At 60.5% G+C, this 26579-nt stretch carries 28 protein-coding genes, 1 tRNA gene and 2 pseudogenes; 10 read left to right on the top strand and 21 right to left on the bottom strand.

Annotated elements, in window-relative coordinates; genetic code table 11:
- Positions 1–80 precede the first annotated feature (80 nt).
- Positions 81–527 (top strand): hypothetical protein, encoded by a 447-nt coding sequence (locus GKIL_RS17065; protein WP_023175044.1) that lies wholly within the window; start codon positions 81–83, stop codon positions 525–527.
- On the opposite strand, the gene GKIL_RS25370 is transcribed toward GKIL_RS17065, so the two are convergent.
- The 5 genes from GKIL_RS25370 to gyrB form a co-directional block, all read right to left on the bottom strand.
- Positions 524–697 (bottom strand): hypothetical protein, encoded by a 174-nt coding sequence (locus GKIL_RS25370; RefSeq protein WP_023175043.1) that lies wholly within the window; start codon positions 695–697, stop codon positions 524–526. The two genes, GKIL_RS17065 and GKIL_RS25370, sit on opposite strands and share 4 nt — an antisense overlap.
- 103 nt (positions 698–800) lie before the next feature.
- The gene (locus GKIL_RS17060) at positions 801–1628 is read right to left on the bottom strand and encodes a heavy metal-binding domain-containing protein (protein ID WP_023175042.1); all 828 of its coding nucleotides are present in this window, start codon (positions 1626–1628) and stop codon (positions 801–803) included.
- A 22-nt stretch (positions 1629–1650) separates the two neighbouring features.
- A complete protein-coding gene (locus GKIL_RS17055; protein WP_023175041.1) occupies positions 1651–2619 on the bottom strand; it encodes a heavy metal-binding domain-containing protein in 969 nt (322 codons plus the stop codon).
- Between the two features lie 10 nt (positions 2620–2629).
- Positions 2630–3046: a hypothetical protein gene (locus GKIL_RS17050; protein ID WP_144080422.1), complete on the bottom strand. Its 417-nt coding sequence runs from the start codon at positions 3044–3046 to the stop codon at positions 2630–2632.
- 88 nt (positions 3047–3134) lie between these two features.
- Positions 3135–5069: a DNA topoisomerase (ATP-hydrolyzing) subunit B gene (gene gyrB, locus GKIL_RS17045; RefSeq protein ID WP_023175039.1), complete on the bottom strand. Its 1935-nt coding sequence runs from the start codon at positions 5067–5069 to the stop codon at positions 3135–3137.
- Positions 5070–5413: 344 nt separating this feature from the next.
- On the opposite strand from gyrB, the gene GKIL_RS17040 reads away from it, so the two are divergent.
- The 6 genes from GKIL_RS17040 to GKIL_RS17015 all read left to right on the top strand — a co-directional run bounded on the left by GKIL_RS17040 (position 5414) and on the right by GKIL_RS17015 (position 9723).
- Positions 5414–6169, top strand: coding sequence for a YebC/PmpR family DNA-binding transcriptional regulator (locus GKIL_RS17040; protein ID WP_023175038.1), 756 nt, complete (start codon positions 5414–5416; stop codon positions 6167–6169).
- Between the two features lie 32 nt (positions 6170–6201).
- A tRNA-Leu gene (locus GKIL_RS17035) sits at positions 6202–6282 on the top strand.
- A 91-nt stretch (positions 6283–6373) separates the two neighbouring features.
- On the top strand, positions 6374–6814 hold the full coding sequence (locus tag GKIL_RS17030; RefSeq protein ID WP_023175037.1) for a hypothetical protein: 441 nt from the start codon (positions 6374–6376) through the stop codon (positions 6812–6814).
- Positions 6815–7053: 239 nt separating this feature from the next.
- Positions 7054–8070: a GlxA family transcriptional regulator gene (locus tag GKIL_RS17025; protein WP_023175036.1), complete on the top strand. Its 1017-nt coding sequence runs from the start codon at positions 7054–7056 to the stop codon at positions 8068–8070.
- Positions 8071–8154: 84 nt separating this feature from the next.
- A complete protein-coding gene (locus GKIL_RS17020; protein ID WP_023175035.1) occupies positions 8155–9078 on the top strand; it encodes an alpha/beta fold hydrolase in 924 nt (307 codons plus the stop codon).
- Between the two features lie 3 nt (positions 9079–9081).
- Entirely contained in the window at positions 9082–9723 is a 642-nt protein-coding gene (locus tag GKIL_RS17015) for an HD domain-containing protein (RefSeq protein WP_023175034.1), read from the top strand.
- Here the strand turns inward: GKIL_RS17015 and GKIL_RS17010 are convergent, their stop codons facing one another.
- The 3 genes and pseudogenes from GKIL_RS17010 to GKIL_RS17000 form a co-directional block, all read right to left on the bottom strand.
- Positions 9724–10041, bottom strand: coding sequence for a hypothetical protein (locus GKIL_RS17010; RefSeq protein WP_144080421.1), 318 nt, complete (start codon positions 10039–10041; stop codon positions 9724–9726).
- Positions 10042–10295: 254 nt separating this feature from the next.
- Positions 10296–10445 (bottom strand): annotated as a pseudogene (locus GKIL_RS25685) (IS6 family transposase); the annotation flags it as partial.
- Positions 10446–10552: 107 nt separating this feature from the next.
- On the bottom strand, positions 10553–10957 hold the full coding sequence (locus tag GKIL_RS17000) for a winged helix-turn-helix transcriptional regulator (RefSeq protein WP_023175032.1): 405 nt from the start codon (positions 10955–10957) through the stop codon (positions 10553–10555).
- Positions 10958–11045: 88 nt separating this feature from the next.
- Here GKIL_RS17000 and GKIL_RS16995 point away from each other — a divergent pair, with 88 nt between their 5' ends.
- A complete protein-coding gene (locus GKIL_RS16995; RefSeq protein WP_023175031.1) occupies positions 11046–11897 on the top strand; it encodes an SDR family oxidoreductase in 852 nt (283 codons plus the stop codon).
- Between the two features lie 75 nt (positions 11898–11972).
- On the opposite strand, the gene GKIL_RS16990 is transcribed toward GKIL_RS16995, so the two are convergent.
- Positions 11973–13379, bottom strand: a complete 1407-nt coding sequence (locus tag GKIL_RS16990; protein ID WP_023175030.1) for a cryptochrome/photolyase family protein — start codon at positions 13377–13379, stop codon at positions 11973–11975.
- A 236-nt stretch (positions 13380–13615) separates the two neighbouring features.
- Between GKIL_RS16990 and GKIL_RS24935 the strand changes: the two genes are divergently transcribed.
- The gene (locus GKIL_RS24935; RefSeq protein ID WP_144080420.1) at positions 13616–13885 is read left to right on the top strand and encodes a hypothetical protein; all 270 of its coding nucleotides are present in this window, start codon (positions 13616–13618) and stop codon (positions 13883–13885) included.
- A gap of 93 nt (positions 13886–13978) precedes the next feature.
- Here the strand turns inward: GKIL_RS24935 and GKIL_RS23815 are convergent, their stop codons facing one another.
- Entirely contained in the window at positions 13979–14557 is a 579-nt protein-coding gene (locus tag GKIL_RS23815; RefSeq protein ID WP_023175028.1) for a transposase, read from the bottom strand.
- A 277-nt stretch (positions 14558–14834) separates the two neighbouring features.
- Here GKIL_RS23815 and GKIL_RS16985 point away from each other — a divergent pair, with 277 nt between their 5' ends.
- Positions 14835–16427 carry an FAD-dependent monooxygenase gene (locus tag GKIL_RS16985; RefSeq protein ID WP_023175027.1) on the top strand — a complete coding sequence of 531 codons (1593 nt, stop codon included), beginning with the start codon at positions 14835–14837 and terminating at the stop codon, positions 16425–16427.
- A gap of 29 nt (positions 16428–16456) precedes the next feature.
- Here GKIL_RS16985 and GKIL_RS25680 read toward each other — a convergent pair.
- The 11 genes and pseudogenes from GKIL_RS25680 to GKIL_RS16930 form a co-directional block, all read right to left on the bottom strand.
- Positions 16457–16609, bottom strand: a pseudogene (locus tag GKIL_RS25680) (IS5/IS1182 family transposase); the annotation flags it as partial.
- Between the two features lie 226 nt (positions 16610–16835).
- Positions 16836–17540, bottom strand: coding sequence for a DUF1919 domain-containing protein (locus GKIL_RS16975; RefSeq protein WP_023175025.1), 705 nt, complete (start codon positions 17538–17540; stop codon positions 16836–16838).
- The gene (locus GKIL_RS16970) at positions 17533–18678 is read right to left on the bottom strand and encodes a hypothetical protein (protein WP_023175023.1); all 1146 of its coding nucleotides are present in this window, start codon (positions 18676–18678) and stop codon (positions 17533–17535) included. The genes GKIL_RS16975 and GKIL_RS16970 overlap by 8 nt, the downstream gene beginning before the upstream one ends.
- Positions 18679–18719: 41 nt before the next feature.
- Positions 18720–19688: a glycosyltransferase family 2 protein gene (locus GKIL_RS16965; RefSeq protein ID WP_023175022.1), complete on the bottom strand. Its 969-nt coding sequence runs from the start codon at positions 19686–19688 to the stop codon at positions 18720–18722.
- A complete protein-coding gene (locus tag GKIL_RS22930; RefSeq protein ID WP_023175020.1) occupies positions 19685–20317 on the bottom strand; it encodes a class I SAM-dependent methyltransferase in 633 nt (210 codons plus the stop codon). Before GKIL_RS22930 ends, GKIL_RS16965 begins: the two co-directional genes overlap by 4 nt.
- Positions 20307–21182: a glycosyltransferase family 2 protein gene (locus tag GKIL_RS16955; protein ID WP_023175019.1), complete on the bottom strand. Its 876-nt coding sequence runs from the start codon at positions 21180–21182 to the stop codon at positions 20307–20309. Before GKIL_RS16955 ends, GKIL_RS22930 begins: the two co-directional genes overlap by 11 nt.
- A gap of 4 nt (positions 21183–21186) precedes the next feature.
- Positions 21187–22359 (bottom strand): glycosyltransferase, encoded by a 1173-nt coding sequence (locus tag GKIL_RS16950; RefSeq protein WP_023175018.1) that lies wholly within the window; start codon positions 22357–22359, stop codon positions 21187–21189.
- Complete coding sequence (locus GKIL_RS16945) at positions 22356–23240, bottom strand: glycosyltransferase family 2 protein (protein ID WP_023175017.1); 885 nt, start codon at positions 23238–23240, stop codon at positions 22356–22358. The genes GKIL_RS16950 and GKIL_RS16945 overlap by 4 nt, the downstream gene beginning before the upstream one ends.
- On the bottom strand, positions 23240–24331 hold the full coding sequence (locus GKIL_RS16940) for a glycosyltransferase family 4 protein (protein ID WP_023175016.1): 1092 nt from the start codon (positions 24329–24331) through the stop codon (positions 23240–23242). The genes GKIL_RS16945 and GKIL_RS16940 overlap by 1 nt, the downstream gene beginning before the upstream one ends.
- 7 nt (positions 24332–24338) lie before the next feature.
- Complete coding sequence (locus GKIL_RS16935) at positions 24339–25304, bottom strand: glycosyltransferase family 2 protein (protein WP_023175015.1); 966 nt, start codon at positions 25302–25304, stop codon at positions 24339–24341.
- 8 nt (positions 25305–25312) lie between these two features.
- Positions 25313–26575: an ABC transporter ATP-binding protein gene (locus tag GKIL_RS16930; protein ID WP_023175014.1), complete on the bottom strand. Its 1263-nt coding sequence runs from the start codon at positions 26573–26575 to the stop codon at positions 25313–25315.
- Between the last annotated feature and the right edge of the window lie 4 nt (positions 26576–26579).

The raw sequence follows: 26579 nt of genomic DNA, 5'->3' as shown, positions 1-26579 counted from the left end.
TTATAAGGGAAATGGTCTTTGTCGGTCACTATCAAAGCTGTACACCTTCGTTGGCCCAGCCACGATCATCAGAGTCTTCGATGATGTCCGATACGTCCTACCACCTTCGTCAGACGCCTGTCGCAATTGACCGGTCGCCCAACCGCCTGCGCTCATCTGCGCCAATTACGGCTGCAACCCTGCAGCAGATCGACCGTGCCCTCGGTCGCTCTGGGCGCACTATCGATCCTGCTCTTATCTACGGTGAGCTTTCAAAGTATCTCGAAGAAGCCGGTTATCCGGCTCGGGTTTACAGCCACCTGCCCTTTGGACTCGCCCACTTCTGGGCACGCCTCCACCTGCTGCAGGACCGGAAGGCCAGAGCCGTCGCTGCCCAACTGGACCGTCTTTCGATCAAGCCGCAACAGGCACTCCTTGTCTGGGAACTGGCCCTGCTCGAAGCCGCCGGCGAACATACGAGCAGTCAATTTGCTCTGCTGAAGCGAGCCCTGGACCAGTCGCGCTCAAGAGCAAAGAAAATCTTCTAACGGCAGCGCTCGAGGTACTGCCGCTCAGAAAGTAGCGCCGCTAAAAGCCGGTCGTCTCCCTGGGCCTGGGCCCTGGCGATGCGCGCCTCCAACTGCTGCCGCCAGTTCTCCAGCTGCAAGCGCCGAAAACGACTGATGCGGGAAACCTCCGGCTTTGCCCAAATACCCATGCGTACCACCTGATGGAACCAAACTGCATCGATGGTAACAATTTCACCGGTCAAATGTAGCAATTTACACAATCTTCAAACTATAGACAGATTTTCTCGCCCCTCAGTCGTTGACGGTGAGCACCAGTTGCGGCGTCGGGATGTGGTGATCGGCGCGGATGGCGATCACAGCTGTGCCGACGGTAAAAAATTCGATGACGTGGCTGCTCCAGCCGTAGCTGCCCTCGCGAATATCGACGCCCACGATCCCTTCGGCCTGCAGGTGGGTCGCCTCGGCCTGCATCCGCTCCATCGCGAGCTCCCGCGCGTCGTAGAGCGCCTGGGTAAAGTTAGTCATCTCGACGTTCTGGCCCATCGTGTTGAACCACTGGCCAAAGCTCTGGTGAGCGACGTGGTAGACGCAGTTGCCCATCACCATGCCCACCGGGCGGTAGCCCGCCCTGAGCAGCGTCCAGAAATCCTGACCCGAGAGGTCGCTTGTAAAGGGTTTGCCGTGGACAGTGCGCAGATTGCTTGATCCTTCGGTTGCCGCGACAGCGGTGCCGATGGCGACAAATTCGGCCAGATGCTCCGACCAGTCGAGGTGCTTGACTTTGAGCCGCACGCCGATGATTCCATCGGCTCCGAGCGCATCGGCCTCCTCCTCCATGCGGGTCATCGCTAGCTCGCGGGCGTGGTACATCGCCTGGGTGAGAACGGTCATTTCCTGGTTTTTGCTCCAGTTGCCCTGCTGGTAGCCGATGTGGTAAATCGAGCTGCCGACGACCATACCGACCGGGTCGAAGCCTGCTTCTTTGACGAGCAAAAATTCGTTGACCGACAGATCGCTGGTAAAGAGGGTGCGGTGGCCCGCCGTGCCCCGCATCGCCGTGAGGCGCTCGCGGGCATGAACCGGCAGGTCGGAGGCGGGGGGCTGTTTGTCGCTGGACATGGCACTACCTCAAAGAAGATGGTTACTCGGCAATGTTGTCGATGCTCAGATCCCGGCACTCGCGGCGGCGCAGGTCGTAGAAGAGCACCGGGGCGGCAGTCTTGATCGCTGCCGGTTGCTCGTCCGGCCCGATCGCCGTGCCGAGGGCAATAAACTGAACGAGCAGGTCGCGGTAGGGGGTGTCGTTGACTTCGTACTCGATCTCCTCGACCTCGTAGTCGATGCGCACGCCGACTACGCCCTGGGCGCGAGCGCGCCGGATGTCGCCGGTGAGGCGCTCTACCGCCAGGTGCCGGGCTTTTTGAAAGCCGTCGCTGTACTGGGCAATCTCGCGGTTCGCCCAACCGCTGCCCCAGTAGTTGCCAAGAATCGAGCGGGTCTGGTAGTCGCTATAGATGTAGTACGAGCAGATGCCGAAGGCCAGATCGCGGGGCCACCAGCCCCGCCGGTGCAACTGCCAGAAATCCTGGCCCGACAGGTCGCTTGCGAAAGGGTGTTCGGTGGGAGGGCGGTCCTTGAGGCGGATGGCCGTGCCCAGGGCCGTAAATTCGACCAGTCCCGTAGACCAGTCGTAGCTTCCGGCTTTGACCTCGACGCTAATCACACCGTGGGCAGCGAGCAGGCGCGCCTCCTGCAGCAGGCGATCGATGGCGAGGCGACGGGCGGCAATCTGAGCGCGGCTCAAGGCTTCGATTTCGCCCGTCCTACCGTAGCCGCCGCTGAAGTAGCCCCGGTAGCCCACTTTATAAAAGGCACTGCCCATCACCTGAGCGAGCGGTTCGTAGCCCGCCTCGCGGGTGAGCAGGTGCTCGCCGGTACTGAGGTCGGAGGAAAAAAAATTCTCCGACTGGCGCTGCTCCTCTAGCCGTCGCTGGGCTGCCACCGGCAACCGCCCGGCTTTTAGCGCTTCGATACTAAGCTGCTGCTCCTGTTCGCGTCGCTGGCGCTCCTGTTTGTCACTTTCTGAGTCGCGCTGCCAGAAAAAAGGCATCCCTCGCCTCCTATTCGTTTACGAACCGGTCAAGGGCGCGGCGGGTGATCTCAGAGCGCTCCGCCTGACGAGCCAGCTCAGCGGCGACGGCAGAGAGCCATTCTTCTATCGGTAGCTCGGTCGTCTTGAGCACGACCCCGCGCACGCGCTTCTGGATGCGCGCCACCGGCAGGGCGTGCCCCTGGCGGCTGATCTGGTACTGGTATTCGTCAAAGTCGAGGCTCAGATCCTCGACGGGGTGTTCTCTGGCAAAAAGCCAGCCGCCCCGCCGCACCGTCGTCTGCTCGGGCAAAGCCAGTTCAAATTTTTGGGCCAGAAATTCGAGCAGGTCGCGGGTGTCCGCCAGTCCCATGCGCAGGGTAGCGGCGAACACGTCGGCTTCGAGACTCTGGCTGTACTCTTCACCCATCGCTGTCCAGTCGCTCAACTGCCTCATATTAGCCAATCGCGATCCGACAGCTGGCGATTGCTACACGTTTTGTTTAGCTGTCCCGATGGGTAGCCATTGGCAGGTATTAGATGTCGAGGTCGGCCATCTGCAGGCGCGGGCCGTAGGTCTCGATAAATTCGCGCCGGGGTTCGACCCGGTCACCCATCAAGATATTGAAGACGCGGTCCGCTTCGGCGGCATCCTCGATTGTCACCTGCCTGAGGGTACGCGTCGCCGGGTTCATCGTCGTCTCCCACAACTGCTCCGCCTGCATCTCACCCAGGCCCTTAAAGCGCTGGATCTCGTATTTTTGGTTTTCGCGCAGACTGGCGATGATCGCCTCTTTTTCGTGCTCGGCGTAGCAGTAGCGCACATCGATGTTGCGCCCGGCCCCGATCGAGATTTTATAAAGTGGCGGCTGGGCGATATAGATGTAGCCCTGCTCGACCAGATCCCGCTTGTAGCGGTAGAAAAACGTCAGAAGCAACGTCCGGATGTGAGCCCCATCGACGTCGGCGTCGGTCATCAAGATCACCTTGTGGTATCTAAGCCGCGCTGCGTCGAACTCTTCGGTCTTGAGCCCCAGCCCCAGGGCAGTGATCATCGCCTGAATTTCGTTGTTGCCGTAGATGCGTCGATCGTCGGCTCTTTCGATATTCAAGATCTTGCCGCGCAGAGGCAAAATTGCCTGAAAGCGCCGGTCCCGTCCCTGCTTGGCGCTGCCGCCAGCGGAATCGCCCTCGACTAAAAAAATCTCAGATTCGCCCGGATCGCGGCTCTGGCAGTCGGCGAGCTTGCCCGGCAGGGTAGACGATTCGAGGGCCGACTTGCGGCGGACCAGATCGCGGGCCTTGCGCGCCGCTTCTTCGGCCTGCATCGACTGCAGCGCCTTTTCGAGAATCGCCGCCACCACGTCCGGATGAAATTCGAGGTACTCGGTAAGCCGATCGGAGATGACCGAATCGACGATGCCGCGCACTTCGGGGTTGCCGAGCTTGGTCTTGGTCTGCCCTTCAAATTCGGGATTGGGCACCTTGACGCTCAACACGGCGGTCAACCCTTCGCGCACGTGCTCGCCTGAGAGGTTTTTGTCCCCTTCTTTGAGCTTGTTGGTCTTGCGGGCAAAGCTATTGAAGGTGCGAGTCAGGACTGCCTTGAGTCCTTCGAGGTGGGTGCCGCCATCGATGGTGCGGATGTTGTTGGCAAAGCCCAACACGTTGTCGTTGAAGACATCCGAGCACCACTGCAGGGCACACTCGACACTCACACCGTCGCGCTCTTGATCGATGAAGATAATGTCGCTGTGCAGGGCGGTCTTCTCGCGCACCATGTAGGCGACATACTCGCGGATGCCCCCTTCGTAGAGGTAGGTCTCGACCCGGTTGGGATCGGTGCGCAGGTCGCTGAAGGAGAACTCGACCCCGGCATTCAGAAAAGCCAGCTCGCGAAACCGACTCAGAAGTGTGTCGTAGTCGAAGCTCACACCGGTCGTAAAAATTTCAGGATCCGGCAAAAAAGTAATCGAGGTGCCGCGCCGCTGCTCACTGTCAGGGCTGACCTTGAGGCCGCCCTCCGGGACGCCGCGCCGGAAGCGCTGCACATGGGCCTTGCCGTTGCGCCAGACGGTTGCTGTAAGCGATGTCGAGAGGCCATTGACCACGGCTGCCCCGACGCCGTGCAGGCCACCCGAAACCTTGTAACCGCCGCCGCCAAACTTGCCCCCTGCCCCCAGCACCGTGAGCACCGTCTCGATGGTCGATTTGCCGGTACGTGGGTGGACATCGGTGGGGATGCCCCGGCCATCGTCGCTGATCGTGGCGGAGCCGTCGGCGTTGAGGCTGATCAGGATATGCTTGGCGTGGCCCGCAAGCGCCTCATCGACGGAGTTATCGACAATCTCGTAGACCAGATGGTGCAGGCCGCGCGGTCCCGTAGAACCGATGTACATGCCTGGACGCAGCCGGACATGCTCCAGGCCCTCGACAACCTGAATTTGATCCGCTCCATAGGTTTCGGTCATCGATGATGCGCTCCTCCGCGCCAGATTACATCCCGCCCACGACCGCTGCAGCCACTCTGCCTCAAGGCGTGCTAGAAGGGAGCGGGGTCAAATCACTCGTCAATTCTAGCATAAAGCGCTTGCAGCGTCTTCTGGTCGTTTCTGAGATGACGATCGCAAGCAGATAGAACGTCGTTAATTATGGACTCTCGGCCACCTGCAGGTGCCTGTCCTATCCGCTCCGGAACCCTACCTGCAAAAGGGATAAACCAGGAAGCACCGTCTGCTTGTAACCGTCGTTGCGCTTCTCAAAGTTGTCTATCCGGCTTGTGATAGATTCGACCGGAAGGCAGTGTTTGTTGAGCATGGCAGGGCATAGCAAGTGGGCGCAGATCAAGCGCCAGAAAGCCAAAAACGACGTGGCCAAGGGGGCAATGTTTGCCCGACTCTCCCGCGAGATTATCGTCGCTGCCCGCCTGGGTGGAGCAGATCCAGCCGGTAACTTTCGTCTGCGGCTGGCAATTGAGCAGGCGAAGGCGGCAAGCCTACCGGCGGAGAACATCCAGCGGGCAATCGACAAGGGCAGCGGCACCCTCGAAAGCGACACCTTCGAGGAAATTCGCTACGAGGGCTACGGTCCTTCTGGGGTGGCGTTGCTCATCGAAGCGCAGACTGACAACCGCAACCGCACCGCCGCCGACCTGCGCGTCGTCTTCAGCCGCAACGGCGGTAACCTGGGCGAGACGGGCTGCGTGGGTTGGATGTTCCAGCAGATGGGTGTGGCGACGCTCACCGGCAGCGTGATCGAAGAAGACTTGATCGAAGCGGCGATCGAAGGCGGGGCGACCAGCTACGAGATCCGCCCCGACGGTGAAGGGGCAGAGGTCTTCTGTGCCCCCGGCGATCTCGAAGGGTTGACTGAGAGCCTGCGCTGCGCCGGTTTCGTCCTCGATCAGGCCGAAGTGCGCTGGATCGCGGGCAGCACGATCCAGGTCGAGGAACCGGAGGTGGCGCGCCAGATCTTTACTCTCATCGAAAAACTCGAAAACCTCGACGACGTGCAGCGGGTGAGCAGCAACTACGTTATCGAGGACAGTCTGTTGGAGACGATCCTGGCTTGAAGTTCCCCGGCGCGCTTACACTGGGGAAGCGTGCGGACGTGGTGGAATGGTAGACACGCCGGTCTTAGGAACCTGTGGGGCAACCCGTGGGAGTTCGAATCTCCCCGTCCGCATCGCCCTTCCAGCAGAACCTTCTAGCCCGCTAAAGCCGCTAGAACCGCTGGTAAGGGGGTAAAATCTCGGACAATTTTCGGACAGTTTTCGATGGGCCGCAGCAAGGTCGAGTACACTCTTGAAGCTGTCCAGGCCCGCCTTAAAGCGGACAAAGTGGGTGTCACTGTCCGGCAGCGGGGGCAGCGGCTGGAATTGCGGGCAACTCTGCCGCCCAAGGAAGGCAGCGGCAAGTACAAGCCCTACGATCAGGTGATTGCCCTGGGCTACTACGCGAACCCTGCCAGTGTGGCACGCGCCATCCAGGAGGCAAAGGCGATGGGCCACAGCCTGCAGATTCACCTGCAAACCTACAAGATCAGGGATAAGTTGGGCCAGGGGCAATCGGGACGACAGTGGCGGGCAACGCAACGATGCTCAAAACAGATCAACCGCAACCGCAATGGCAACAGAATCCGTCGGAAGACTCATCTTCTAAGTGACTCACTTTTGTGGTCACACGTCACGCGTACAGACCATTGCTCTTACAAGTAAGAAACTTGTATGCAAGGGGTTCCCGCCGGTGGATTCGGCGAGCGCCTTGCATCTTCAGTCCCCTGGATTGGGAGTCGGCGCGGTCGTTTGCCCCCGGTGCGCCGGTTCAAAGGGACATGACGAGGGTTCCCGGACAGGTGCACCCAGGCAGTCGCAGCAGGGAGGATGTGGCCGGAAACGTCCGCCGCTGGCCCTCCTTGCCCTGGAATTTGTAAGCCAGGGGCGATTAGCATACGGCCATGGACAAGTTCCTCACCGGCAATCCGGTTTCTCCTGACGGCCCACCTCGGCGCATCGTGTTTCTGGTTCTCGACCGGGTGCATCTATTGGATCTGGCCGGACCCGCCCAGGTGTTCGACATCGCCCTGGCCCTCGGGGCAAACTACACCCTACAGTTCTGCGCAGTGCACGAACAGGTGCGTTCTGCCCAGGGGCTGTGGCTTGGACGCCTCGAAGCCCTACCGTCAGTGGGTGAGCGCGACTCGGTCATCGTGGCAGGAGTGGCGGGGGAGTTGAAAGCAAGGCTGGGAGGAGAGCAACCGGTACTTCCACCCGACGCGCGGCGTTGGTTGCAGCAGGCGTACGCTGCCGGGGCTCGGGTCGCGTCGGTCTGTGGCGGGGCTTTGGCCCTCGCTGAGGCGGGACTGCTCGACGGGCGGCACTGCACTACCCACTGGAAGCTCGTCGGCCTGCTGGAGCAGCGCTACCCCCGCGCCCGAGTGCTCGACGGGGTCCTGTACGTGCACGACGGTTCGGTGACCACCAGTGCGGGCATTGCCTCGGGCATCGACATGGCGCTTTCGCTGGTGGAGCGGGAGCACGGGCCACGCTTTGCTGCGGAGATCGCCCGGTTGATGGTGGTCTACCTGCGTCGCAACGGCTCCGCCACCCAAGCAAGTGCCTTCCTGGAGCACCGCACCCACCTCCACCCGAACGTGCACCGAGCTCAGGACTGGCTGGCCGAGCACGCCGCCGAATCCGTGACGCTCGCGCGCCTTGCCGCCGTCGCCGGCATGAGCGTGCGCCACTTCAGCCGCGCCTTCAAAGACGCTACCGGCATCACCCCGCGGCAGTACCAGCAGCGCCTCAGGCTGGAGGTAGCCGCCCACCTGCTTGCCGAGCCAGGACTGTCTGTCGAGGAGGTGGCCAGCCGCTGCGGATTCGAGGACCCGCGGCACTTCCGCAGACTGTGGGGACGGCACTTCGGGGCCGCTCCCTCCCGCGCCCGCCCTGCTTCGCACATGCACCCAGCTTAAGAGCCTCTGCCACCTGGCAACTAGCGCATCCTGTCCTGGAACAGGTTGCAGCGGCGATGCGTTTGACCGATCAAGGAGAATGCCATGATCCCGGCAGACGAGACGTTTGAAGGCACCTTTGTCTTCACCCCCCACTTCCTGGACGTAGTGGGCTTCCGAATGCACTACGTTTACGAGGGGACCGGCCAGCCGATCCTGCTGCACGGCGAACCGACCTGGGGGTACCTATTCCGCCAGGTAATCCCCCGTCTGGCCGAGCGCTACCGGGTGATCGTACCGGACCTTACGGGGTTCGGCAAAAGCGAGACGACCCAGGGGTGGGAGTGTACCGTCCTTACCCAGGTGGACAACCTCGAAGCGCTGATCCTTGTGTTGGACCTGGAGGGAATCACCCTCCTAGTGCACGACTGGGGCGGGGTGATCGGCGGCGGCGTGGCGCTTCGACATCCCGAGTGCATCGCACGCATCGTTGTGACCAGCGGTGCCGTGCCCCTTGGAACAGCGCGCGAAGCAGAGTTGACGGCCAGGAACGTGGCCGAGGCTGAGTACTTTCGTTGGATGGCCCGCCTGCATCGCGAAAGGACCCTCGAAACGGTTCTCAGCCACCTTGGCCACCTCGTCCTCGCACTCATGCTTGGGCTGCAGGGGTTCGAGAACCGGGCGGTCATGAACCAGACCTGGCTTTCGGCCTACAGCCTGCCGTTTTGCACCCCACCCGAATGCCTGGGTGCCATCGCCTTTCCCAAAAGCATCGTGGATGGCACCGTTCGCTTCGAAATCGCTGATGCCGGTGCAGTCGCCGCGCTGCGTAACAGACCAGCGACGATGATCGTCGGCATGCAAGACCGGGTGCTTAAACCGGAGTACCTTCGTGCCCCTGTTCGAGAAGCGTTCCCGGACGCTCCCGTTCATCGGCTCCATGGTGCAGGACACTTCCTGTACGAGGACGAACCGGAGGCGATCACCCTGCTCATCGATCAGTTCATACAGTACACCGGGAGGATGTGAGCTATGACCCCACACTTCGCTGCAGACGACGCGCCGATTCCCGACAGCAGATTGTGCCGTAGGGCATTGGAACTGGTGCGGGAGGTGAGCCCGCCTTGTCTTTGCAACCACTGCCTGCGCACCTACCGCTTCGGTGCGCTCATCGCCCGACGTCAGGGGCTGCAGTTCGATAGGGAGCTGTTTTTCCTGGGGGCGGTGCTGCACGACCTGGGACTATGCGAGCGCTTCGACTGCGGACAGCGCTTCGAGGTGGACGGAGCCGATGCGGCCCGCGCCTTCGCCCTGCAGGAGGGCATCAGCTCTGAAAAAGCCGAAGCGCTGTGGGAAGCGGTGGCCCTGCACACCTCCCTTGGCATCGCGGTGCGCAAGTCCCCCGAGGCGGCGCTGGTGTTCCTGGGGGCGAGCATGGATGTGTTCGGCCTAGGTCTTGAGGAGCTCGACCCGCAGGCAGTAGAGCGAGTGCTCCAAGCTCACCCTCGGCTCGACCTCGCTACGACACTGAGCGAACTGTTCGTCGCTCAAATCCGCCGCAAGCCGCATACCGTCCCCTTTACCTGGATGACAGAAGTCGCACGCTGCCGGGTGCCGGGATTCACCTATCCGGACTACGACCAGATGCTCGCCCAAGCCCCTTTTAACGGATGATTACAAGCGACTACACCAAAATCTAAACAACCCGAGCAGCACGGCGAGCAGCACAGCGAGGACCAGGCGATCGACGGCGAGCTGGGCGGGAAGACGGGAAGACGATGGGGGCGATGATGGCCCGACAGCCAAACGGCAGATGTACTCCACTCCGCCCGGCTCACCGGCAAAGTGATCGTTGAAATGAGGAGACACGTTATTTACCCAGACGTTTGCCTCCCCAAGGTTATATATGAAATCTTGCGCTACCTGCTGGCCGTCTGGACCGATGACGATGGACCTGGGACCAGGAACGATTTCACCTGCTGTGATGTTCACGATTGCCTGGTTGGATAAGATCAAACCTGGCAGGTTGAAGTTTTGGCACACTTTTCCTTGCGCACCTCATATAACATGACGAAAAGCCCGTGCCATAAGGTTTTTCCCTCTTGAGTTGGAAGTAGACTTGCACAAATTGTAGATGCCGTCTCCAAAATTTGTGCACTTGTGCTCTGGAAGATCGAAAAGGGGGCGACGACGATCAACAGGGCCGGACGGTGCAGAACAAGCAGGGCGGTAGCGGCGGCGATCAGGCGGACGGTTTTGTAGCTCAGTTGCACGCCGCACATAACCATCATCTCCTCGACATCGCGCTAGCTGAGGGTGAAACGGAAATAGAGCCAGACGCAGTGGGCGATGATCTCTGGTGGGAAGCGGTGGCTGCGGTAAAGGGAGATGTTCATGGCTCAAGCTTGCCCGAAGACGGTCCTGGAAAGCCATTCCCTCAACCTGACAATGCCGCCCAGGGGATACACAACGCGCTTCACCAATAGAAACTGCAATAGAATCTCTAGCGCTCGCCCGACAAAGCCCTGGCACGATCGCGATTCGCGATGAGTGTCGGCAGATTCTCCTCTACCCACTCCGCGAGCGCTTCCACGCGCTGCGCCGCTTCGTGGCCCAGGGCAGTCAGCGTGTATTCGACGTGCGGCGGTACGACCGGGTAGCTGCGTCGATCGACCAGACCGTCACCCTCGAGCTGCTGGAGGGTCTGCGCAAGCATGCGTTCACTCACACCGTTTACCCTGCGCCGCAGGTCACTGAAGCGAAGCGTGCCACCACCTAGCGCAATGAGGACTAAGACGCCCCAACTGCTCGTCAGGTGTTTTAGAAATTCACGCGACGGGCAGCCTGGTTCAAAGACATTGCCTTGGGCCATGAGATCAAAAAGTCGTGAAGAGTTGCGCTGCGTCATCCGACACTTACCTCAGTGTGCGTACTTCTTTTGAGTAAGTTAGCGCCCTACAATATCATCGTCAACCGAATCATCAGGAGAGTTCGATATGTACGGTGTTACCGGAGCCTCGGGCCAGCTCGGCCGCCTCGTACTCAAGGCATTGCTGGAAACGGTTGCGCCCGATCGGCTTGTCGCCCTAGTTCGCGATCCTGACAAGCTTGCCGATGTGGCGGCGCGCGGCGTGGCGGTACGCCACTTCGACTACGATCATCTCGCCGAGCCGACGGCCGTGCTCGCCGGGATAGACCGGCTGCTGCTAATTTCTTCGAGCGAGATCGGCCGGCGTTTGCCGCAGCATCAAGCAGTGATCGACGCAGCTGTAGCCGCACACGTAGGCTTCATCGCCTATACCAGCATCCTCCACGCCGACAGCAACCCGATGCTGCTGGCCGAGGAGCATCGCGCGACCGAGGCGGCTCTAAAAGCCAGTGGATTGGCTCACGCATTGTTGCGAAACGGCTGGTACACCGAGAACTATCTTGGGCAGGTACAGGTCGTGGTGGAGCACGGCGAGCTGATAGGAAGCGCTGGCGAGGGACGTATTTCCGCTGCCGCTCGCGCCGACTACGCCGTTGCGGCAAGCGCTGTCCTGATCGGTGCGCCCGAGACTCGCATATATGAACTTGTCGGCGACCGGGCATTCACCCTCACCCAGCTCGCTGCAGCTATAGCAGGCGCGAGCGGTAAACCAGTAGTCTACCGCAACCTTCCCGAAGCGGCGTATCGTGAAATGTTGGAGTCTACTGGCCTACCCGCACCGATTGCCAACGCCCTTGCGGACAGCGATGTGAAGGCGGCAGAGGGCGTGCTGTTCGACGATAGTGGTGTGTTGAGCGCGCTGATCGGTCGTGCAACCACGCCAATGGAAGAGAGCGTGAAATTTGCACTGCGGGCATGAGGGCAGTTGTCGCATCTGAGGATCCGCTAGAAATCTCACATTCTATACGGTTCACTTTTTTGGTTGCACGCCAGGCTAGCTTGCGTCGCTCGCTTGACTGCAGCGGCGCTTGATAGGCTCAAGCACTGCCAGCGCTCGACGGCGCGCCTCCTCGTGCTCCACTATCGGCGGCAGGTACTCTACTTCATGTCGCCACGGCGCTCCTAGATGGGCAGCGCTCACTCCCTCCAACTCCGGTACCCACTGCCGGATGAACTCTCCTTTCGGGTCTATCTTCTCTACTCCGGCTATCGGGTTATAGACTCGAAACCACTGCCGGCCCCGGTTGCTCACCCCCGCATGGCTCTGCCACTGCCAGTGGTCGATGGCCACATCCGCATCCATCAGCTTCTGCATAAAGTGCAGTGCCCCTCCCTGCCACGGCAGCAACAAGTCGATGCAGTGAAACGTCGCACACAACGCCCGCAGTCGAAACGGCAGCCAGCCTGTGCGGTTCAAGCAGCGCATCGATGCGTCAACAAGCGGGTAGCCGGTCTGACCATTGCACCACGCCTGGTAGTGGTCTGTGCGTGTGCTCCAGTTCACCTCGTCGAACGCCTGCAGATAAGACTCGCTCTCGCATCGGGGCAGGTTCCTCAGCTTCTGGCCAAAGTGGTCGCGCCAGAAAAGACGAGAGATGAAACCCTCCAGGTTGCGCTTTTGATAGGAGTCTACCTGACCGATGCGACTTTGCACCCGCTGGTAGACCTGGCGCACGGAGATGGTGCCGAACTTGAGGTGCGGCCCGAGACGGCTGGTCGATTCTGTAGCTGCCACGGCTACACTCAGGCTTTTCAGGTAGTGCCGAGCCTTCGTTGCGACGAACGCACTGAGCAAGCGATGGGCTTCACGCTCGCCTGCCACGAGCACCTGCTGGTCGCTCGGTGGCAAACCAAGGTCTGCAAGAGTGCGCAGAGGAGCGTCTTCGATCCGCTCATCTACAGCAGGTAGCTCTGTCGGCCTGGGAGCAGTCGGCAAGCTCAGCGCCCCGTACCAATGGGGAGTAAAGTGCTTGAGCGCGTAACTTTCAGGCCCACCTGCTGGGAGTAACGCCTCCACCTCGAAGCAGCGTGCCTCGATGCTCCGCTCTTGAAGGGCGCTGACGACTTGGCAATCAGTAGCAGTGCGCCAGGCCCGCTCGCTGTCAGCGTTCCAATAGACAGCCGTTGCCCCGACCTCACGTGCAAAATCGGGCACGACCTCAGCTTGTTCTCCCCAGCGGCAGATGAGGCGCGAACCGAGTACCCGTAGGTTGTTTCTGAGGCTCTCCAGGCAACCGAGCATGAACTGCACCCGGCCACTGCCAGTCTCAGGATGCGTCAGCAGATAAGGAGAAAAGACAAAAAGCGGCACGATACGTGCCCCCTCAGCCACAGCAGCGGCGAGGGCAGGATGATCGCTCAGACGCAGGTCGCGCCGAAACCAGACGACGATAGTGCGCATCGACTAAGACGAAAAGCTTGAGTGCCGGTCTATCAATATTTTAGCGGCGCGTCCATCTTGCCTACCATTCAGCGATTGCAGGGCAGGTGGGACAGACGAGGTGTCTGCTACACTCTCTGCTCACCCAGGAGGCGAAGATAAGCGGGAAGGAGCACACTGCCCGTCGCCCCAGGCTCTCAACCCCACAGCGACCCAACAGTACCCGCTCGCACCTCTAAAACAGGACATCGGCTGTATTGAGCTACCTCAACATCCACTACCGCTTTTTCGATCGTCGCTTTAACCGTTCAGGACACGGGCGGGCTTTTCTACACATCGAAATCGTCCAGGACGGACAGAAGGTGGCTTTCAACCTCGATGCACCGGAACATCGAACATTTATCGAAGAGCAACTTGCAGAGGCTGTTGCTCGACAATACAATCACCGCAAGCCAGGCAGGTTCGTTGTCCTGGCTATTCACTGTCGGCCTGCTCCTCCGCCAAAAAACAAGCAGCATGACCACTGAGACCAGAGCAAGTAACCGGTAGAGGGCGAGCAACGCGCACCAGTGACGAGCACTGTCCCTGGAGTGAACCCCTCAGAGATGCTGTTGGCGAACCTATGAGCCCAAAGGAGCCAACGCTTGAAATCGTGATACTCGTGTTGCTGCCATTGGTCGCTCCTCCACCCAGGCAAACCATCGGTGCAAGTTGATCGCTGCGGCAATCGCCATGTGCTGTAAGTGTGTTTTGGCTACCCCGATGTAACGGCTACGACGCATACCAAACACCCGTACTGCTTCGGATATGCTGCCTTCAATTCCTGCGCGGCATTGATAGCGCTCCTTGAATTCCTGCGTTGCCTGATAGGCTCTTGCTCGCTGCAATGCCTCATGCTGCTCCTGAGGACGAAATGAAACACATCGTCCATATTTTGCCGAAGTCGTGCAATCCTGAAAACCTGGACAAACCTCGCAGTCTTTGCGGCTAAATCGGGCGCGAATCAGAGGTTCACCTACCCGGTCTATTCCCTCACTCCAGTAGTTGCTGGTCCTTCCCATCGGGCAACGCACTTGCTTTGCCTGCCAATCAATCTGAAAACGAAAGGACTCAAAGCCTTTGCCCGCCTGGGTTTGCCAACTGGTGTCTGGTAGAACTGGACCGATAAGCTCTACCCCAAACTGACGCGGCAATTCCACCAAGGGTTCAGTCCATATCAGGACTAATCAGCTCGCGAGGATTAAGTGAAGCCCACGTATGAGCAAAGACTGTGATAGGATAGCCCTGTCGAGAAAGGCATGACCGGCGTGGTGAGCCCCGGTCGCCCTCAGTGTAACGAGGGTCAATACTCCAGCCAATAGGCCGCGGACCACGACACGAGCAGATACCTGTCTGCTGTGTCCTGGGGTCGCGGCCTTTGCTGTTCCTCCCGAAGCACGGACTGGTATCGTATACAGCCGAAGTCAAGGAGAGAGTATGAATCGTCAGAGTACACAAGTGGTTGTGGTTGGGGGTAGCCTTGTTGGGCTGTCCGCTTCCGTTTTCCTCGCATCGCGTGATGTCGAGCACGTTGTGATTGAGAAGCATAAGGGCAGCTCACTGCTGCCACGTGCCATGGGCTTTACCGAATACACCATGGAGTGTTACCGCAGCGTTGGATTGTGGGATCGAATTCCACAGAGCGATCCGGGCGTCCGTCTTCGCAGACGAAAAGTTGAAAGCCTTGCCGGTGAATGGAAGGAGGAGACTCTCTGGACGCCGGGCGAGATCGATGATCAACGAGGGCGCTTCTCCCCAGCGACGGGAGCAGCCATTCCGCAGGACAAGCTTGAGCCCGTTCTCCGGGCAAGGGCTGTCGAACTCGGCGCACAGTTGCGTCTAGGACACGAGATGATCGGCTTCACGGAACTGGGCGAAGGTATCGAGGTCCATGTTAGTGACCGCGACAGTGGCGAGGAATACGTTGTTGAAGCGTCGTACATGATCGCAGCCGATGGTGCCAGAAGCCCTATCCGAGAAAAGCTCGGTATTGAGCGGCAGGGTGTTGGTTATCTGCAAACCATCCGCACCACCCTGTTCTACTGCCCGGATGCCGAGGTCTATTTAAAAAGCGGTGTGCAGCAATTCGACATCGACCAGCCCGGCTTCCAGGCACTCCTTACCACGTATCAAGACGGTCGCTGGATGTTGCTGATGGGGGATGGAGAGGCTGTTAGCAGCCCCGATCAACAGCATGCGGCTGTCCGTCGTGCGCTTGGGGCCGATTTCCCGTTTGAGATTGTCGCGTCTGGACGATGGGAACTGGCTGGCCGCATCGCTGATACATACCAGCACAGCAGAATCTTCCTCGCTGGAGACGCAGCCCATCAACTGCCCCCCACGCGTGGCGGTTTTGGGGCGAACACAGGCATCGCGGACGTGTACAACCTTGCCTGGAAGCTCGACATGGTGTTGCGTGGTCTTGCAACCGAAGAGCTGTTGAAGACCTACAACAGTGAGCGGCAACCGATCGGCTGGTTGCGCCACCAACAGACCTTTGCGCGTCCCGACTATGTGAAGTTCACCGGCAAGGCGATGGAAGATGTCACTCTTTATGGAGATGTCGCAATGGAACTCGGTCAACTGTACCGTTCGTCTGCGGTGATCGGCGCAGGCCCGAACCTTCCCCCTGCCAAGACGCCAGAGGCATGGGCAGGACAGCCGGGCGTCCGTGCTCCTCATGCATGGGTCATCTATAAAGGCAAACGAATTTCCACCATCGACCTCTTTAACCGAGACTTCGTTCTGCTCTCCCGTGACCCTGTCTGGCGCGAAGCTGCGAAGCAAGCTTCGGTCGCGCTGGAAATCTCCATCCAGGCTGTGATCGTCGGTGAAGATGTCCTATTTGAATCGGCACAGGACTTCGAACGCTTGTTCGGCCTCAAACACGGCGGTGGATCGCTGGTCCGGCCGGATGGCGTGGTCTGCTGGCGAACAGAGGAAAGAGTCGATCGATCAGACAACGTCCTGATAGAGGTTGTAGCGAAGGTGGCCTCCGCAAAACGGAGCGCTTCCGGACGCCGTAACTGAAAATGGTTTTATTAGACCTCTTGCATGAATCAGGCCAAGGCTGGCAGGGACAGCTCGTAGTTGTAGATCCCTGCCAGCAAACTCAACCGCAGACCGAACCGGCGGCGACGATTGCGATACGGACCGGCCAAAATCCGAAACACCTTCAGACGCCGATTGACATGCTCCACCACTATCCGTTGAAGGACATCGACCATTGCCTGGAAGGTTTCAGCTCGCACACCGCAGAGGCGTTTGAAGTCGGTGGGCTTGAGGTGTTGGATATCCTGATAGCTCATCATCAGGGCAGAAAAGCAGTAGTGACCCTACTACTTGTGACCCATCCCGGACATTCATGCAAGAGGTCTAATGTCTTACAGGTAGTCTCTTAAAAACAGGCATGGGAGGCATCTTGAGCCATCGTCAGTGTCAGTACCGATAATAAAGAACGGTATTGAGTAGGCGCTCTGGTAGGCCGTCCGGATGCGTCTTGCCGTTGAGCCAGCCTGCCACGTCGAAGTAGCGCCGGCAAAGCCAGTACATGTATGCTCCGTCGATATCGTAGTCTGGCATCGAGACGACCGAGCGGCACCCCGGATAGGGCTGGGCTGCCAGACAAAGTTTGTGGGCAAAGGGCAGCGCCTCGAAGTGCCGCACGTCCGCCTCGGTGCAGAGGTCTTTGTCGGCGGAAAATTTGACGAAGATCTGATCGGTGTTTCCCGCTTCGATGCGGCTGAGACGGCGGAACCATTTGCTGGCCGCTTCGCTGGGATCGTCGTAGTGCAGAAAGTGCAGCTCGACGCTGTCCGCCAGAAGTCCCATCGGGTAGGTAAGTTGCTGCTTTTGCCGCCAATCGTTGACGCTCGGATAGCGCGAGTGCCGGATAAATCTCAGCTCGGTGCGGGTGTCCAGATACAACCAGAGATCGTCCAGCAGGCGCATAAAGCAGGGGGTGACCATAAAAAGTCCGACAAACGGGGTGCGGTAGGGCAGGCCCAGTTCGCGGTAGACCTCCGCTCCCCAACAGTCGTTGGAGATGATGACAAAGTCCCGGTTGCGGGTGCGGGCGCGCATGATCGCCGTTGCCAGCCTCCGCCGGACCTGCTTGATGAGGGGCGGGAGTACTTTAGTCATCGCCTGGCTGGAGCCGCTGGATCTGTTGCTGCCAGCCCCCAACAATCGCCTGCCAGCGAAGTTGCTTTTCGTAGAATTGCCGGAGCGAGCGCTGCTTTGCAGCGATGACAGCCGGATCGCTCAGTTGCTCCAGCAGGGCAGTGAGCTTTCTATCGTTGAGCAGCACCGCTTCGCGGAGGCCCGCCTGGGCAAGGTAGAGGCCGGGATTTTTCACCGTAGCGACCGTCAGCACACCGTGGGCGCTGAGCGCTGCGAAGCTGCCGGACTTGGTCAATAGCTCGCATTCGTTGCCGACGAACCCCAGATCCTGCGCGCTCAGGATGGGCGAAAGATCCGCCGCCTCCAGATCGTACTTTTCTTGCCAGAGGGCGGGCGGGGCGATTTCTGTCTGCAGTTGCCGCAGTTGTCCTGCGTAGCGCTCCGGCAGTTGGCCCTGGCCAGTGAGGGTGATGCTCTCTACCCAGCCCTGCGCGCACAACTTTTTTAACAGCGCAGCGTGGCGACCGAGGGACCAGAGGCGGGTGAGGGCCAGGCCAAAGATGACGAGCCGGAGCTTTTTGCCCTGGGCGAGGGGCCAGGGCCGCTCAAAATCGACGGGGCGATCGGGCAGAATATTTGCCCCCACCGGCACGAGGAGACCCCGATTGGAGCGCTTTGCCAGTTGCAAAAAATATCCCGGACAACTGGTGATCCAGCCGTCGGCCAACTCCAGCAGCTCATCCACTACTTTCTGGGCATAGCGCCGTGTCCAGAAGGCGCGTTGCCAGATGGGCTTATCTGGAGCCAGTTCGTGGAACATCACCAGCAGCCTGTGATCGGAGCGGAGGGATTTCCAGTGGGCGAGGGCGCGGGAGAGCCAGAGCGGGTAGCCCCCCGGATGAAAGGCGTAGCCCACGTACTGGAGCACGACCAGCCGGGCATCCACTTTTTCGAGAGCGAACAGCAAATCGGTCTCCGTCGTGCCGAAGGGCTGGATTTGCACTTCCGGCCAGTGGTGTTGACTCGCCTCAGCACTTTCTGTCACCAGAAACGTCCACTGCCCGGTGGAATCCGGCCAGTGCCGCCACAACTGGTAGCAGTAGTCGCCGACACCGCCAATGGCAGGGGGCAGTTGCCCAACGATCTGGGTGATCTGCATTCTGGTTTCCTGGATGCGTGCTCATCTTCGCCGATCTCGCATCAGAGGCGAAGTTGCCTGCCTGCGAAGTAGAGCGTCCGGTAGAGTGAACAACCAACAGGTTCCGGCAACGCCGTGCAGAAGCGCTGGACGAGAGCGATGCCCGTAACCCTTTCACCGTCAGGATAGTAGCTGCTTGCAAGCAATTTTCGAGCCAACTCGCGCTCCCCCCGGCGCAGGTGGCGGCTTACGGCGTTCGGCAACAGTGAGGCAAGCAGGGCACGCTTGTGGCGCTCGGCTTGCGGTGAAGCTGGGAGGTCGATCAAGTAGCGGGCGAGAACCTCGGAGGTGAGTCCCGATTGGGTGGCAGAACCCAGATGGACCCGGTACTCCGCCAGGTACTCCGGACAGAAGTAGAAGCGTCCTCCCTCCTGGGCCAGCCGCACGAAAAATTCGACTTCCGGCGTGTTGAGATCGATCTTGAAGCCCAGCCGCTGCAACGGTTCCGCCGCGATCAAAGATGCCAGCATCGGTACGGCATTCTGCCAGGCGCAACTTTCAGGATCGGCGATCTCACCTGCGCTCAGGTTGGCCCGGTGGTAGGTGGCGGTGTGGACCTCGCTCCGGGCGAGCAATCGGTTGCCCAGAGCGTCGATCAGGTAGTGGTTGGCAAAGGCGACGCTGATTCCCGGCGACAGGCCCGGCAGCAGCCGCTCGACGAAGGCAGGTAAAAGCCGATCGTCGTCGCCGATAATCGTCACGTACTGGCCTCGGGCCGCCTGAATAGCGGCGTTCCAGTTCCCGGCCAGGCCAAGGTTCTGGGCGTTGCAGCGGTAGCTGAGGCGCGGTTCTTGCTCCGCCAGCGCCAGACACCAGGCCCGGATCGCCGGGTCCGGTCCTTCGGAAGTCGGATCCTGGCTCACCAGCACTTCGATATGGGGATAACTCTGGGCGAGGGCCGAGGCGACTGCCTCCTGCAGGTAGGCAAGCCGCCTGTAGGTGGGAATGGCGATCGTCACCAGCGGGTTCATAGCGCGCAGCAGAAGAGAAACTGGTGGCCCAGAAGCCCTGGAAATTGCCGGGTAACGGTCTTATCCACGGTTTCGCGCATGGGCGATGGCAGCCATCTGCTCACCAGCGGCAGGTGACCGATACTGGTCGCTTCGACAATCCGGTAGCCGCTCGCCTGCAGCAGCTCCTGGGCAGTCCGCCAGTCAAAGAAGCGGTAGTGGGTGCGGTCCATCAAGCCGCCCTCGGTGTAGCGAAACCGCCCGCGCACGAATTCCAGGCGTTGCCGCCAGTAAAGGACGTTGGGCAGGGCGACGAGGAGCAGGCCCCCGCTTGCCAGATTCTCTTTGAGCTGGCCCAGCAAATCCTGGGGCTGGTAGAGATGTTCGAGGACGTGGCTGCAGACGATGCAGTCGAACTGGCCCAGGGCGCGCAGGTCGCAGCTGTTGAGGTCGCTCTGGAGCACATGGTCGAGAAGTTGAGCGGCAATCTGCTGCTCCGGTTCGCTGAAGGTTACCCCCACCACTTCACAGGCGTGGGTGTGCTTGAACTTTGCCCCAAAGCCTCCCGACCCGCAGCCAAGATCCAGGAGCCGCTTTGTCTCGGGCGGTACCCGGCGCAGCAACGGTTCGTTGATCGCCTCATAAAACATGGTGATCTGCAGGAATTTTGGGCGTCGAAAGCTTTCTTAGCGTCCAGGCCATCTTCAAGCAGGCGGCGTGGTCGATGAGAGCCTGGGTGAAGCCCGCTCCCCGGTGGGCGAACAGGCCCGGCAGCGTGAAGCGCCAGAAGTTGCGGGTGGTCGCGTAGAGGTAATAGCGGGCATTGATCCGGGCCGTCTCCTCCGGGTGCAGCGACAGATAGATCAAGATCGAGTGCCGGTGCTGTTCGCCAGATTGCCAGCCGCGCACCGTCCGCCAGGGATGGCAGACCGCCGCCTCCGGCACGAACAGGGGGCGATGACCAGCCTGCTCCAGCCGCAGCCGCAGGTCGCTGTCCTCCATCGCCGCGTAGGGAAAGCGCTCGTCGAAGCCACCGACGGCCTCAAAGAGGGACCGGGCAATCGCGAAATTGCACGACCAGAGATTGCCGCCCCGGTCGTTGATCGGGGCCGCCTCCGCCAGCGAGCGCCGGGGCCTATCGGCGTAGGTCCGCCCTTCAAGAAGCTGGGAAGTCCCTTTTTCGATGCGGTTGCGGTAAGCGGCGAGCCAGCCAGGGTCGGGCAGGCAGTCGTCGTCGGTAAAGACCAGCCACTCGCCTGCAGCCTGGCGTGCGCCGTTGTTGCGGTTGGCCGCCGGACCGCGCTGAGGCCCGGCAACCCAGCGCGCCCAGGGGTAGGCTTCGCTGAGCAGGGCGCGGGCGGTGCTCATTGAACCGTCGTCGGTGACGATCACCTCGTACTGCTGTTTTGGAAAGTTCTGCCGTCCGGGGGCGAGGCAATCGAGGCAGCGGGCCAGGGGACCGTCGCGGTGGCGGGTGGGGATCACGACCGAAAAGAGCGGCGCTGCGTCGTCCATCGGATCAAGGTGGCAGAGGCGAAAGGGCGCTCCGGTAGCAGGTGAGCAGTTCTGAGCTGAGCGCCTGCCAGCTGAAGCGCTCCGCGCATCGGTTGCGGTCTACAGGCGGCGCACTGGTGGCCGCTATCCAGTCTACTGTCTGCTGAAAGGCGGCAAGCCAGTCTACGCGGGTACTACCGGCCTGGAAGACCCAGGGAAAATCGCCCGCAAGTTCCGCGCACTCTCCTACTTCTGAGCAGAGAACCGCTGCCCCCGCCGCCATGTACTCGGCAAATTTGATCGGGAAGCGGCTGCGGTTAAAGAGATTGTCCTCCAGAGGCAATAGGCCCAGATCGAGGGCGGCGGCAAAAAGGCGCGTCCGTTCGGGGGCAAGCGAGCCTAAAAAATCTGTCCGCTCCCGCGCCCCAGTAGAAGCAAGTTGCAGCACCTCCGGCGGCGGGCCACAGAGGGCGAAGCGCAGGTGGGGGTGGCGGTCGAGATTTTGATCGACCGCCTCGAAGCACCAGGCGATCTCCGCCCAGGTCCGCCCCATAAAGCCGACGTAGAGCGCATCCGGCTGCAGACCGAGTTGCTGTCTTGCAATGTGCTTGCTTGCAGGATCGAAGGGCCAGAAACCGTTATGTAGCACCGTCACCGCCCGCGCTCCCCGCTTCGCTGCCAGATCGGCGAGGAACCGGCTACAGGTGGTAACGTGATGGGCCCGCGCCGGAAAGCGGCGTTCCCCCCAGCGCGTACAGGTCTGAAACCACCAGGGCCGAAAGCCGGGGACACTTTTAGCAAGCAGGCCGCCGTCGCTCCACAGGTCGTCCCAGTCGTAGAAGTACAGCCTGGCGGGGAGCGTCCGCCGCCAGTCCCAGGCGAGGGCAGCGCTCAGGTGGGGCTGAAACAGGTGAGCAATGTCGCAGGGCGGGTAGTCTGCCAGGCAGCGGGCGAGGGCGTTGAGCGGATGGTTGGAGGCGGTGAAAAAGCTCTGGCCTCTAAACGAAGGCACGATCCGGTAAAGTACGCCGTCGCGCTCGATCGTTCGGGTCTGGGAATTGGTGTCGTGGTCGCAGGCAAAGACGCTCACCGACTGCCCCAGGCGAGCAAGTCCGACCGCTAGATTGTGAAAGCGGAAGTACGTGCCGGTCTCGCCCGTGCTATCGACCAGAAAGTGAATGCGCAGAGGTTCTTTCACCAGCCGAAGGTAAATAAAACGGTGTAAAAGTCCTGGGCAGACTTGAGGTGGGAGCGGACGTTGGGGATCAGCCAGGGCAATAGCCGGGTCCGGCCCGGTAGGCCCAGTTTTTCGAGCCGAGTGGCCGTGTGCTGAATCTGCGGGTAGGAGCGGTCGATCGCGCTGTAGAGATTCTGCCAGTAGGGCGAGGCGTGGGTGCGAATCAGTTCCATAATCTCCTGCCGCCGCTTCTCACCGCCGCTACTCGTCTTGTGCTGGGCATGGTAGCGGTAGAGCGAAAGAAACCGGGGCAGGTAGTCCGCCTCAAAGCCCGGCACCCGGCTGGCGCGCAAGAACCAGTCCCAATCGAGGATGTACTGGTAGCGAATGTTCAACTCGCCCGTCCCCTGCCAGAGAGGGCGCGTCCAGAAGCTGCTGGGCTGGACGATGAAGTTGCTGCAGGTGAGCCGGGTGCAATCGAAGGGCTGGCTTGACTGGACGCCGCTGCGCAGTTCGCCGTTTTCTTCGGCAATCGTCACCGCCCCGCCGTGGAGGAGCTTTGGCCTTTCTGTCTGGTCTCGCAAATGGCTACCTACCGCCAGCAGCGTGCCGGGCAGGAACATATCGTCGGAGTTGAGCCAGCAGAGGATCTGACCGGAACTTATTGCCATGCCCCGGTTGATCGCATCGGCCTGCCCCCTGTCCGGCTGCGAATGCCAGCAGGTGAGCTGGTCGCTGTAGCGCTCCAGAACGTTGATCGTTTCGTCTGTGCTGCCGCCGTCGATGACGATCACCTCCAGGTCGGGATAGCCCTGGCCCAGAATCGACAGCAGCGTGCGCTCGATGAATGTTCCCTGGTTGAACGAAGGCACGATCACCGAGATCCGGGGCAACTCCGCCATCAGCCTCCCACCAACTGGTAGACTGCTAACGTCTGAGCGGCTGTCTTCTGCCAGCTGAAGTGCTTCACCCGCTCGCTGCCCCGCTCGATCAGTTTTGTTCTCTCTTGCGGATTGGTGGCGAGCTGGCGCAGGGCGTCGGTCCACTCAGCGATATCGAGCGGATTGATCAAGATCCCGGCGTCACCTACTACTTCCGGCAGACTGGAGCGGTTGGAAGCAATCACCGCCGTCTCGCAGGCCATCGCCTCTAGGGGCGGGATGCCAAAGCCCTCGTACAGCGACGGATAGACCAGCGCCAGGCTGCGGTGATACAGCTTTGCCAGATGCCGATCGTCCGGATACGGATAAAATTCCACCCGTCCCGTCAGGCCCAGGGCAGCAATCCGCTCTTGCTCTGCCGGTTGGGCCGGAGCACCGACGACGCAGAGCACCGGGTCGCTTTTAGCTGAAAACGCCTGGGCAAAGGCTACCAGCAACCGGTCGAAATTTTTGTAGGCAAGGCGGCTGCCGACGTAGAGAAAGTAAGGCCGCTCCGGCACCGGCTCGTCGCCCAGAGCGAGTGCAGCGTTCAGGTCGGTGGCCAGGTAGGTGACGGAGATTTTTTTTTCTGGAATCTTGTAAATCTCGATGAGGTCCGCTTTCGTGCTTTCGGAAATACAGATGATCCGCTGGGCGAGGGGCAGGATTTTTTGCTTGAGAGCAACGGTATCGGCAGTCGGACCAGCCTGGTCCGGAAAGCGCTCGTGGATCAGATCCCAGACCGTGAGGACGATCGGCAATCGTTCGCGTCCGGCAGCAGCGATGAGGGGCGAATACGAATAGTACGTCGGATGGAGCAGATCGAAGCGGCCTGTGCCAAGAAGTCCGCGCAAAAAAAACGGTTCGAGGGCCGAGGAGAGCCGCCGGGGTCTGAAGTAGCGGTAGGTGTACTGCCGCAGGTGCGGTCGCCGGGCGAGCGGAATTTGGGGATGGCAGCGGTAGAGCGAGAGGGAATAGTCCGCTGCCAGTTGCTTAAAAAGATTGTCGAAGTACCGGCGGATGCCGCCGTGGCTCTGGAAGTTGTAGATCGCTCCGTCGTAGAGAACGCGCACGATGAACCTACCTGGAAGCGCGCAGCCAGGCCGGAGAGTCGCCGAAGCGCCGCACCAGATAATCCAGTACCCCCTGCAGGGCCGCCCCCGGCAATCGCTGCGATTCTGGGGCGGAGCGCAACTTGAGGTAAGCCATTCCTTCGCCCAGAATTTCTTTGAGCAAACAGCGACGGTAGATCGAGAAGCGCTCGGCAAAGGGGAGATTTTTCTCCATCCAGAGCAAACGATTGCGCCACCAGAAGTAGCGGCTCAAGGGAGTAAAGCTGCCGCCAAAGGAAGTCGAGATCTTGTGCCAGACTCTGGCAGTCGGGACGAACAGGACTTCAAATCCAGCCCGCCGCGCCCGGTAACACCAGTCCACTTCTTCCCAGATAAGAAAGTAGCGGTAATCGAGCAGGCCGACTTTGTGTACCGCTTCGACTTGCAGGAGCACCGCACAGCCGCAGGCGTAGTCGGTTTCGCTCACCGCGCTGTACGGGCTGCCCGTATCCACCTCCCCCTGCCCGATATGAGCGGTGCAGGCGCTGTCGCGGTCCCAGCGGGCACCGGCGTACCAGATCCGCTCCGGTTCTGTGAAATAGTAGATCTTCGCTCCCAAAGCGGCGGCGCGGGGATACTGGAGAGCCGCCTTCATCAGTTCGGACACGCAATCGGGGGCAACGACCGTGTCGTTGTTCAATAGCAAGATATAGTCCGCACCTGCCATGAGGGCAAAAACGATACCGGTGTTGTTGCCTCGGGCGTAGCCCAGGTTTTGGCCGTTCTCGACAATCTGGACTGCCGGGAAGTGCCGGGCGATTTCGGCAACCGAACCATCCGTCGAGCCGTTGTCGATGACGAGAACGCTGGTGGCTGCATAGTCCTGTTGGGCAAGGGAGGCCAGACACGCAAGCGTGTCGCGTCCGCCGTTCCAGTTCAAGACGACGACCGTTACCCTGGGTACTGGCGCGCTCACATCCGCTCGAACCACCACCGCGACAGCTACTCCCCAACCGAAAATTGCACGTCCTGAAAGACGATCCGGCCCCAACCAGGACTCCAGTTTGCAACCTGCCCGGCGGCGGTGGCGATGGGCAGAACATGAAAAGCGGGTCTGCCGACGATCGCATCGAGGTCGTGGCGGGGAGAATCGGGTCCGCCGTAGCCGACGCTGAAGCCGCTGCGGTAGGTTCCCGGTGCCAGGTTGGGATTGGCGACGCTCAGGCTGAGCACCAGAGTCTGTCCGGCTTCGATCGCGAAGGGGCCGCTGAAGAGGCCACCGACGCAGATATCTGAGCTGTCGAAGATGCTGCAGCCGATGCGCAGGTTTTTAAGATCTGTGTCTGCTTCGAGTTCAAGGGTGTAGTGGAGCGGTTCACCGAAGCGCAGGTTTCCGTCGCCGTCGGAGACGAGTTCGATGCGCCGAAAGCGCACGCTGCTGCCGTAACCGCTCACCGGTACCCGAAACTGACTCAGATCGCCCCGCTCGTCTACGAGCTGGGCGTAGTAGCTCGCGATCACCGCTTCAGCGGAGCCGTCCAGCTCCACCTGGCCGTCCATCAGGTAGACCGCCCGGTCGCACAGGCTGGTCACCGCCCCCATGTTGTGGCTCACAAAAAGTACCGTGCGCCCTTCCTCGCGGGCGACGTCTTTGATCTTGCCCAGGCATTTTTTTTGAAACTGTACGTCCCCGACCGCCAGCACCTCATCGACGATCAAGATCTCCGGTTCGAGGTGAGCGGCGACGGCAAAGGCGAGGCGCACGTACATCCCGGAAGAATAGAACTTTACCGGTGTATCTAAAAATTTTTCGGTTTCAGCGAAGGCGACGATCTGATCGAAGCGGCGCTGGATCTCGCTGCGGCTCATCCCCAGGATCGCCCCGTTGAGGTAGATGTTCTCGCGGCCCGTCAACTCCGGATGAAAGCCTGTACCGACTTCTAAAAGACTCGCCACCCTGCCGCGAATCTGTACCCGTCCGGCAGTAGGCTCGGTGATCCGGCTGAGAATTTTTAAGAGCGTCGATTTACCGGCACCGTTGCGACCGATGATACCGAGCACTTCGCCTTTTTCGATATCGAAACAAACATCTTTGAGCGCCCAGAATTTTTGTTCGGCCTGCCTTTTGCCCAGCAGTGCCTCAAGGGCCAGGCGGATACTTTTGGGTGCAGCAGCAAAAGCTTCGCGCAGCGAGCGGGTCGGTGGCCGTCTACCGAGGCTGTACTGTTTGCTCAGATGCTCGATGCGAACGATTGGAGGGGACATGGGC

Source organism: Gloeobacter kilaueensis JS1 (assembly GCF_000484535.1).
Lineage (GTDB): Bacteria > Cyanobacteriota > Cyanobacteriia > Gloeobacterales > Gloeobacteraceae > Gloeobacter > Gloeobacter kilaueensis.
Note: the sequence above shows the minus strand (reverse complement) of the source record. Positions and strands in the feature narration are given on the sequence as shown.

Coding starts and splice junctions, on each gene's coding strand:
- GKIL_RS17065 (WP_023175044.1), top strand. CDS start 81: ATGATGTCCGATACGTCCTACCACCTTCGTCAGACGCCTGTCGCAATT.
- GKIL_RS25370 (WP_023175043.1), bottom strand. CDS start 697: ATGGGTATTTGGGCAAAGCCGGAGGTTTCCCGCATCAGTCGTTTTCGG.
- GKIL_RS17060 (WP_023175042.1), bottom strand. CDS start 1,628: ATGTCCAGCGACAAACAGCCCCCCGCCTCCGACCTGCCGGTTCATGCC.
- GKIL_RS17055 (WP_023175041.1), bottom strand. CDS start 2,619: ATGCCTTTTTTCTGGCAGCGCGACTCAGAAAGTGACAAACAGGAGCGC.
- gyrB (WP_023175039.1), bottom strand. CDS start 5,069: ATGACCGAAACCTATGGAGCGGATCAAATTCAGGTTGTCGAGGGCCTG.
- GKIL_RS17040 (WP_023175038.1), top strand. CDS start 5,414: ATGGCAGGGCATAGCAAGTGGGCGCAGATCAAGCGCCAGAAAGCCAAA.
- GKIL_RS17030 (WP_023175037.1), top strand. CDS start 6,374: ATGGGCCGCAGCAAGGTCGAGTACACTCTTGAAGCTGTCCAGGCCCGC.
- GKIL_RS17025 (WP_023175036.1), top strand. CDS start 7,054: ATGGACAAGTTCCTCACCGGCAATCCGGTTTCTCCTGACGGCCCACCT.
- GKIL_RS17020 (WP_023175035.1), top strand. CDS start 8,155: ATGATCCCGGCAGACGAGACGTTTGAAGGCACCTTTGTCTTCACCCCC.
- GKIL_RS17015 (WP_023175034.1), top strand. CDS start 9,082: ATGACCCCACACTTCGCTGCAGACGACGCGCCGATTCCCGACAGCAGA.
- GKIL_RS17000 (WP_023175032.1), bottom strand. CDS start 10,957: ATGACGCAGCGCAACTCTTCACGACTTTTTGATCTCATGGCCCAAGGC.
- GKIL_RS16995 (WP_023175031.1), top strand. CDS start 11,046: ATGTACGGTGTTACCGGAGCCTCGGGCCAGCTCGGCCGCCTCGTACTC.
- GKIL_RS16990 (WP_023175030.1), bottom strand. CDS start 13,379: ATGCGCACTATCGTCGTCTGGTTTCGGCGCGACCTGCGTCTGAGCGAT.
- GKIL_RS16985 (WP_023175027.1), top strand. CDS start 14,835: ATGAATCGTCAGAGTACACAAGTGGTTGTGGTTGGGGGTAGCCTTGTT.
- GKIL_RS16975 (WP_023175025.1), bottom strand. CDS start 17,540: ATGACTAAAGTACTCCCGCCCCTCATCAAGCAGGTCCGGCGGAGGCTG.
- GKIL_RS16970 (WP_023175023.1), bottom strand. CDS start 18,678: ATGCAGATCACCCAGATCGTTGGGCAACTGCCCCCTGCCATTGGCGGT.
- GKIL_RS16965 (WP_023175022.1), bottom strand. CDS start 19,688: ATGAACCCGCTGGTGACGATCGCCATTCCCACCTACAGGCGGCTTGCC.
- GKIL_RS22930 (WP_023175020.1), bottom strand. CDS start 20,317: ATGTTTTATGAGGCGATCAACGAACCGTTGCTGCGCCGGGTACCGCCC.
- GKIL_RS16955 (WP_023175019.1), bottom strand. CDS start 21,182: ATGGACGACGCAGCGCCGCTCTTTTCGGTCGTGATCCCCACCCGCCAC.
- GKIL_RS16945 (WP_023175017.1), bottom strand. CDS start 23,240: ATGGCGGAGTTGCCCCGGATCTCGGTGATCGTGCCTTCGTTCAACCAG.
- GKIL_RS16930 (WP_023175014.1), bottom strand. CDS start 26,575: ATGTCCCCTCCAATCGTTCGCATCGAGCATCTGAGCAAACAGTACAGC.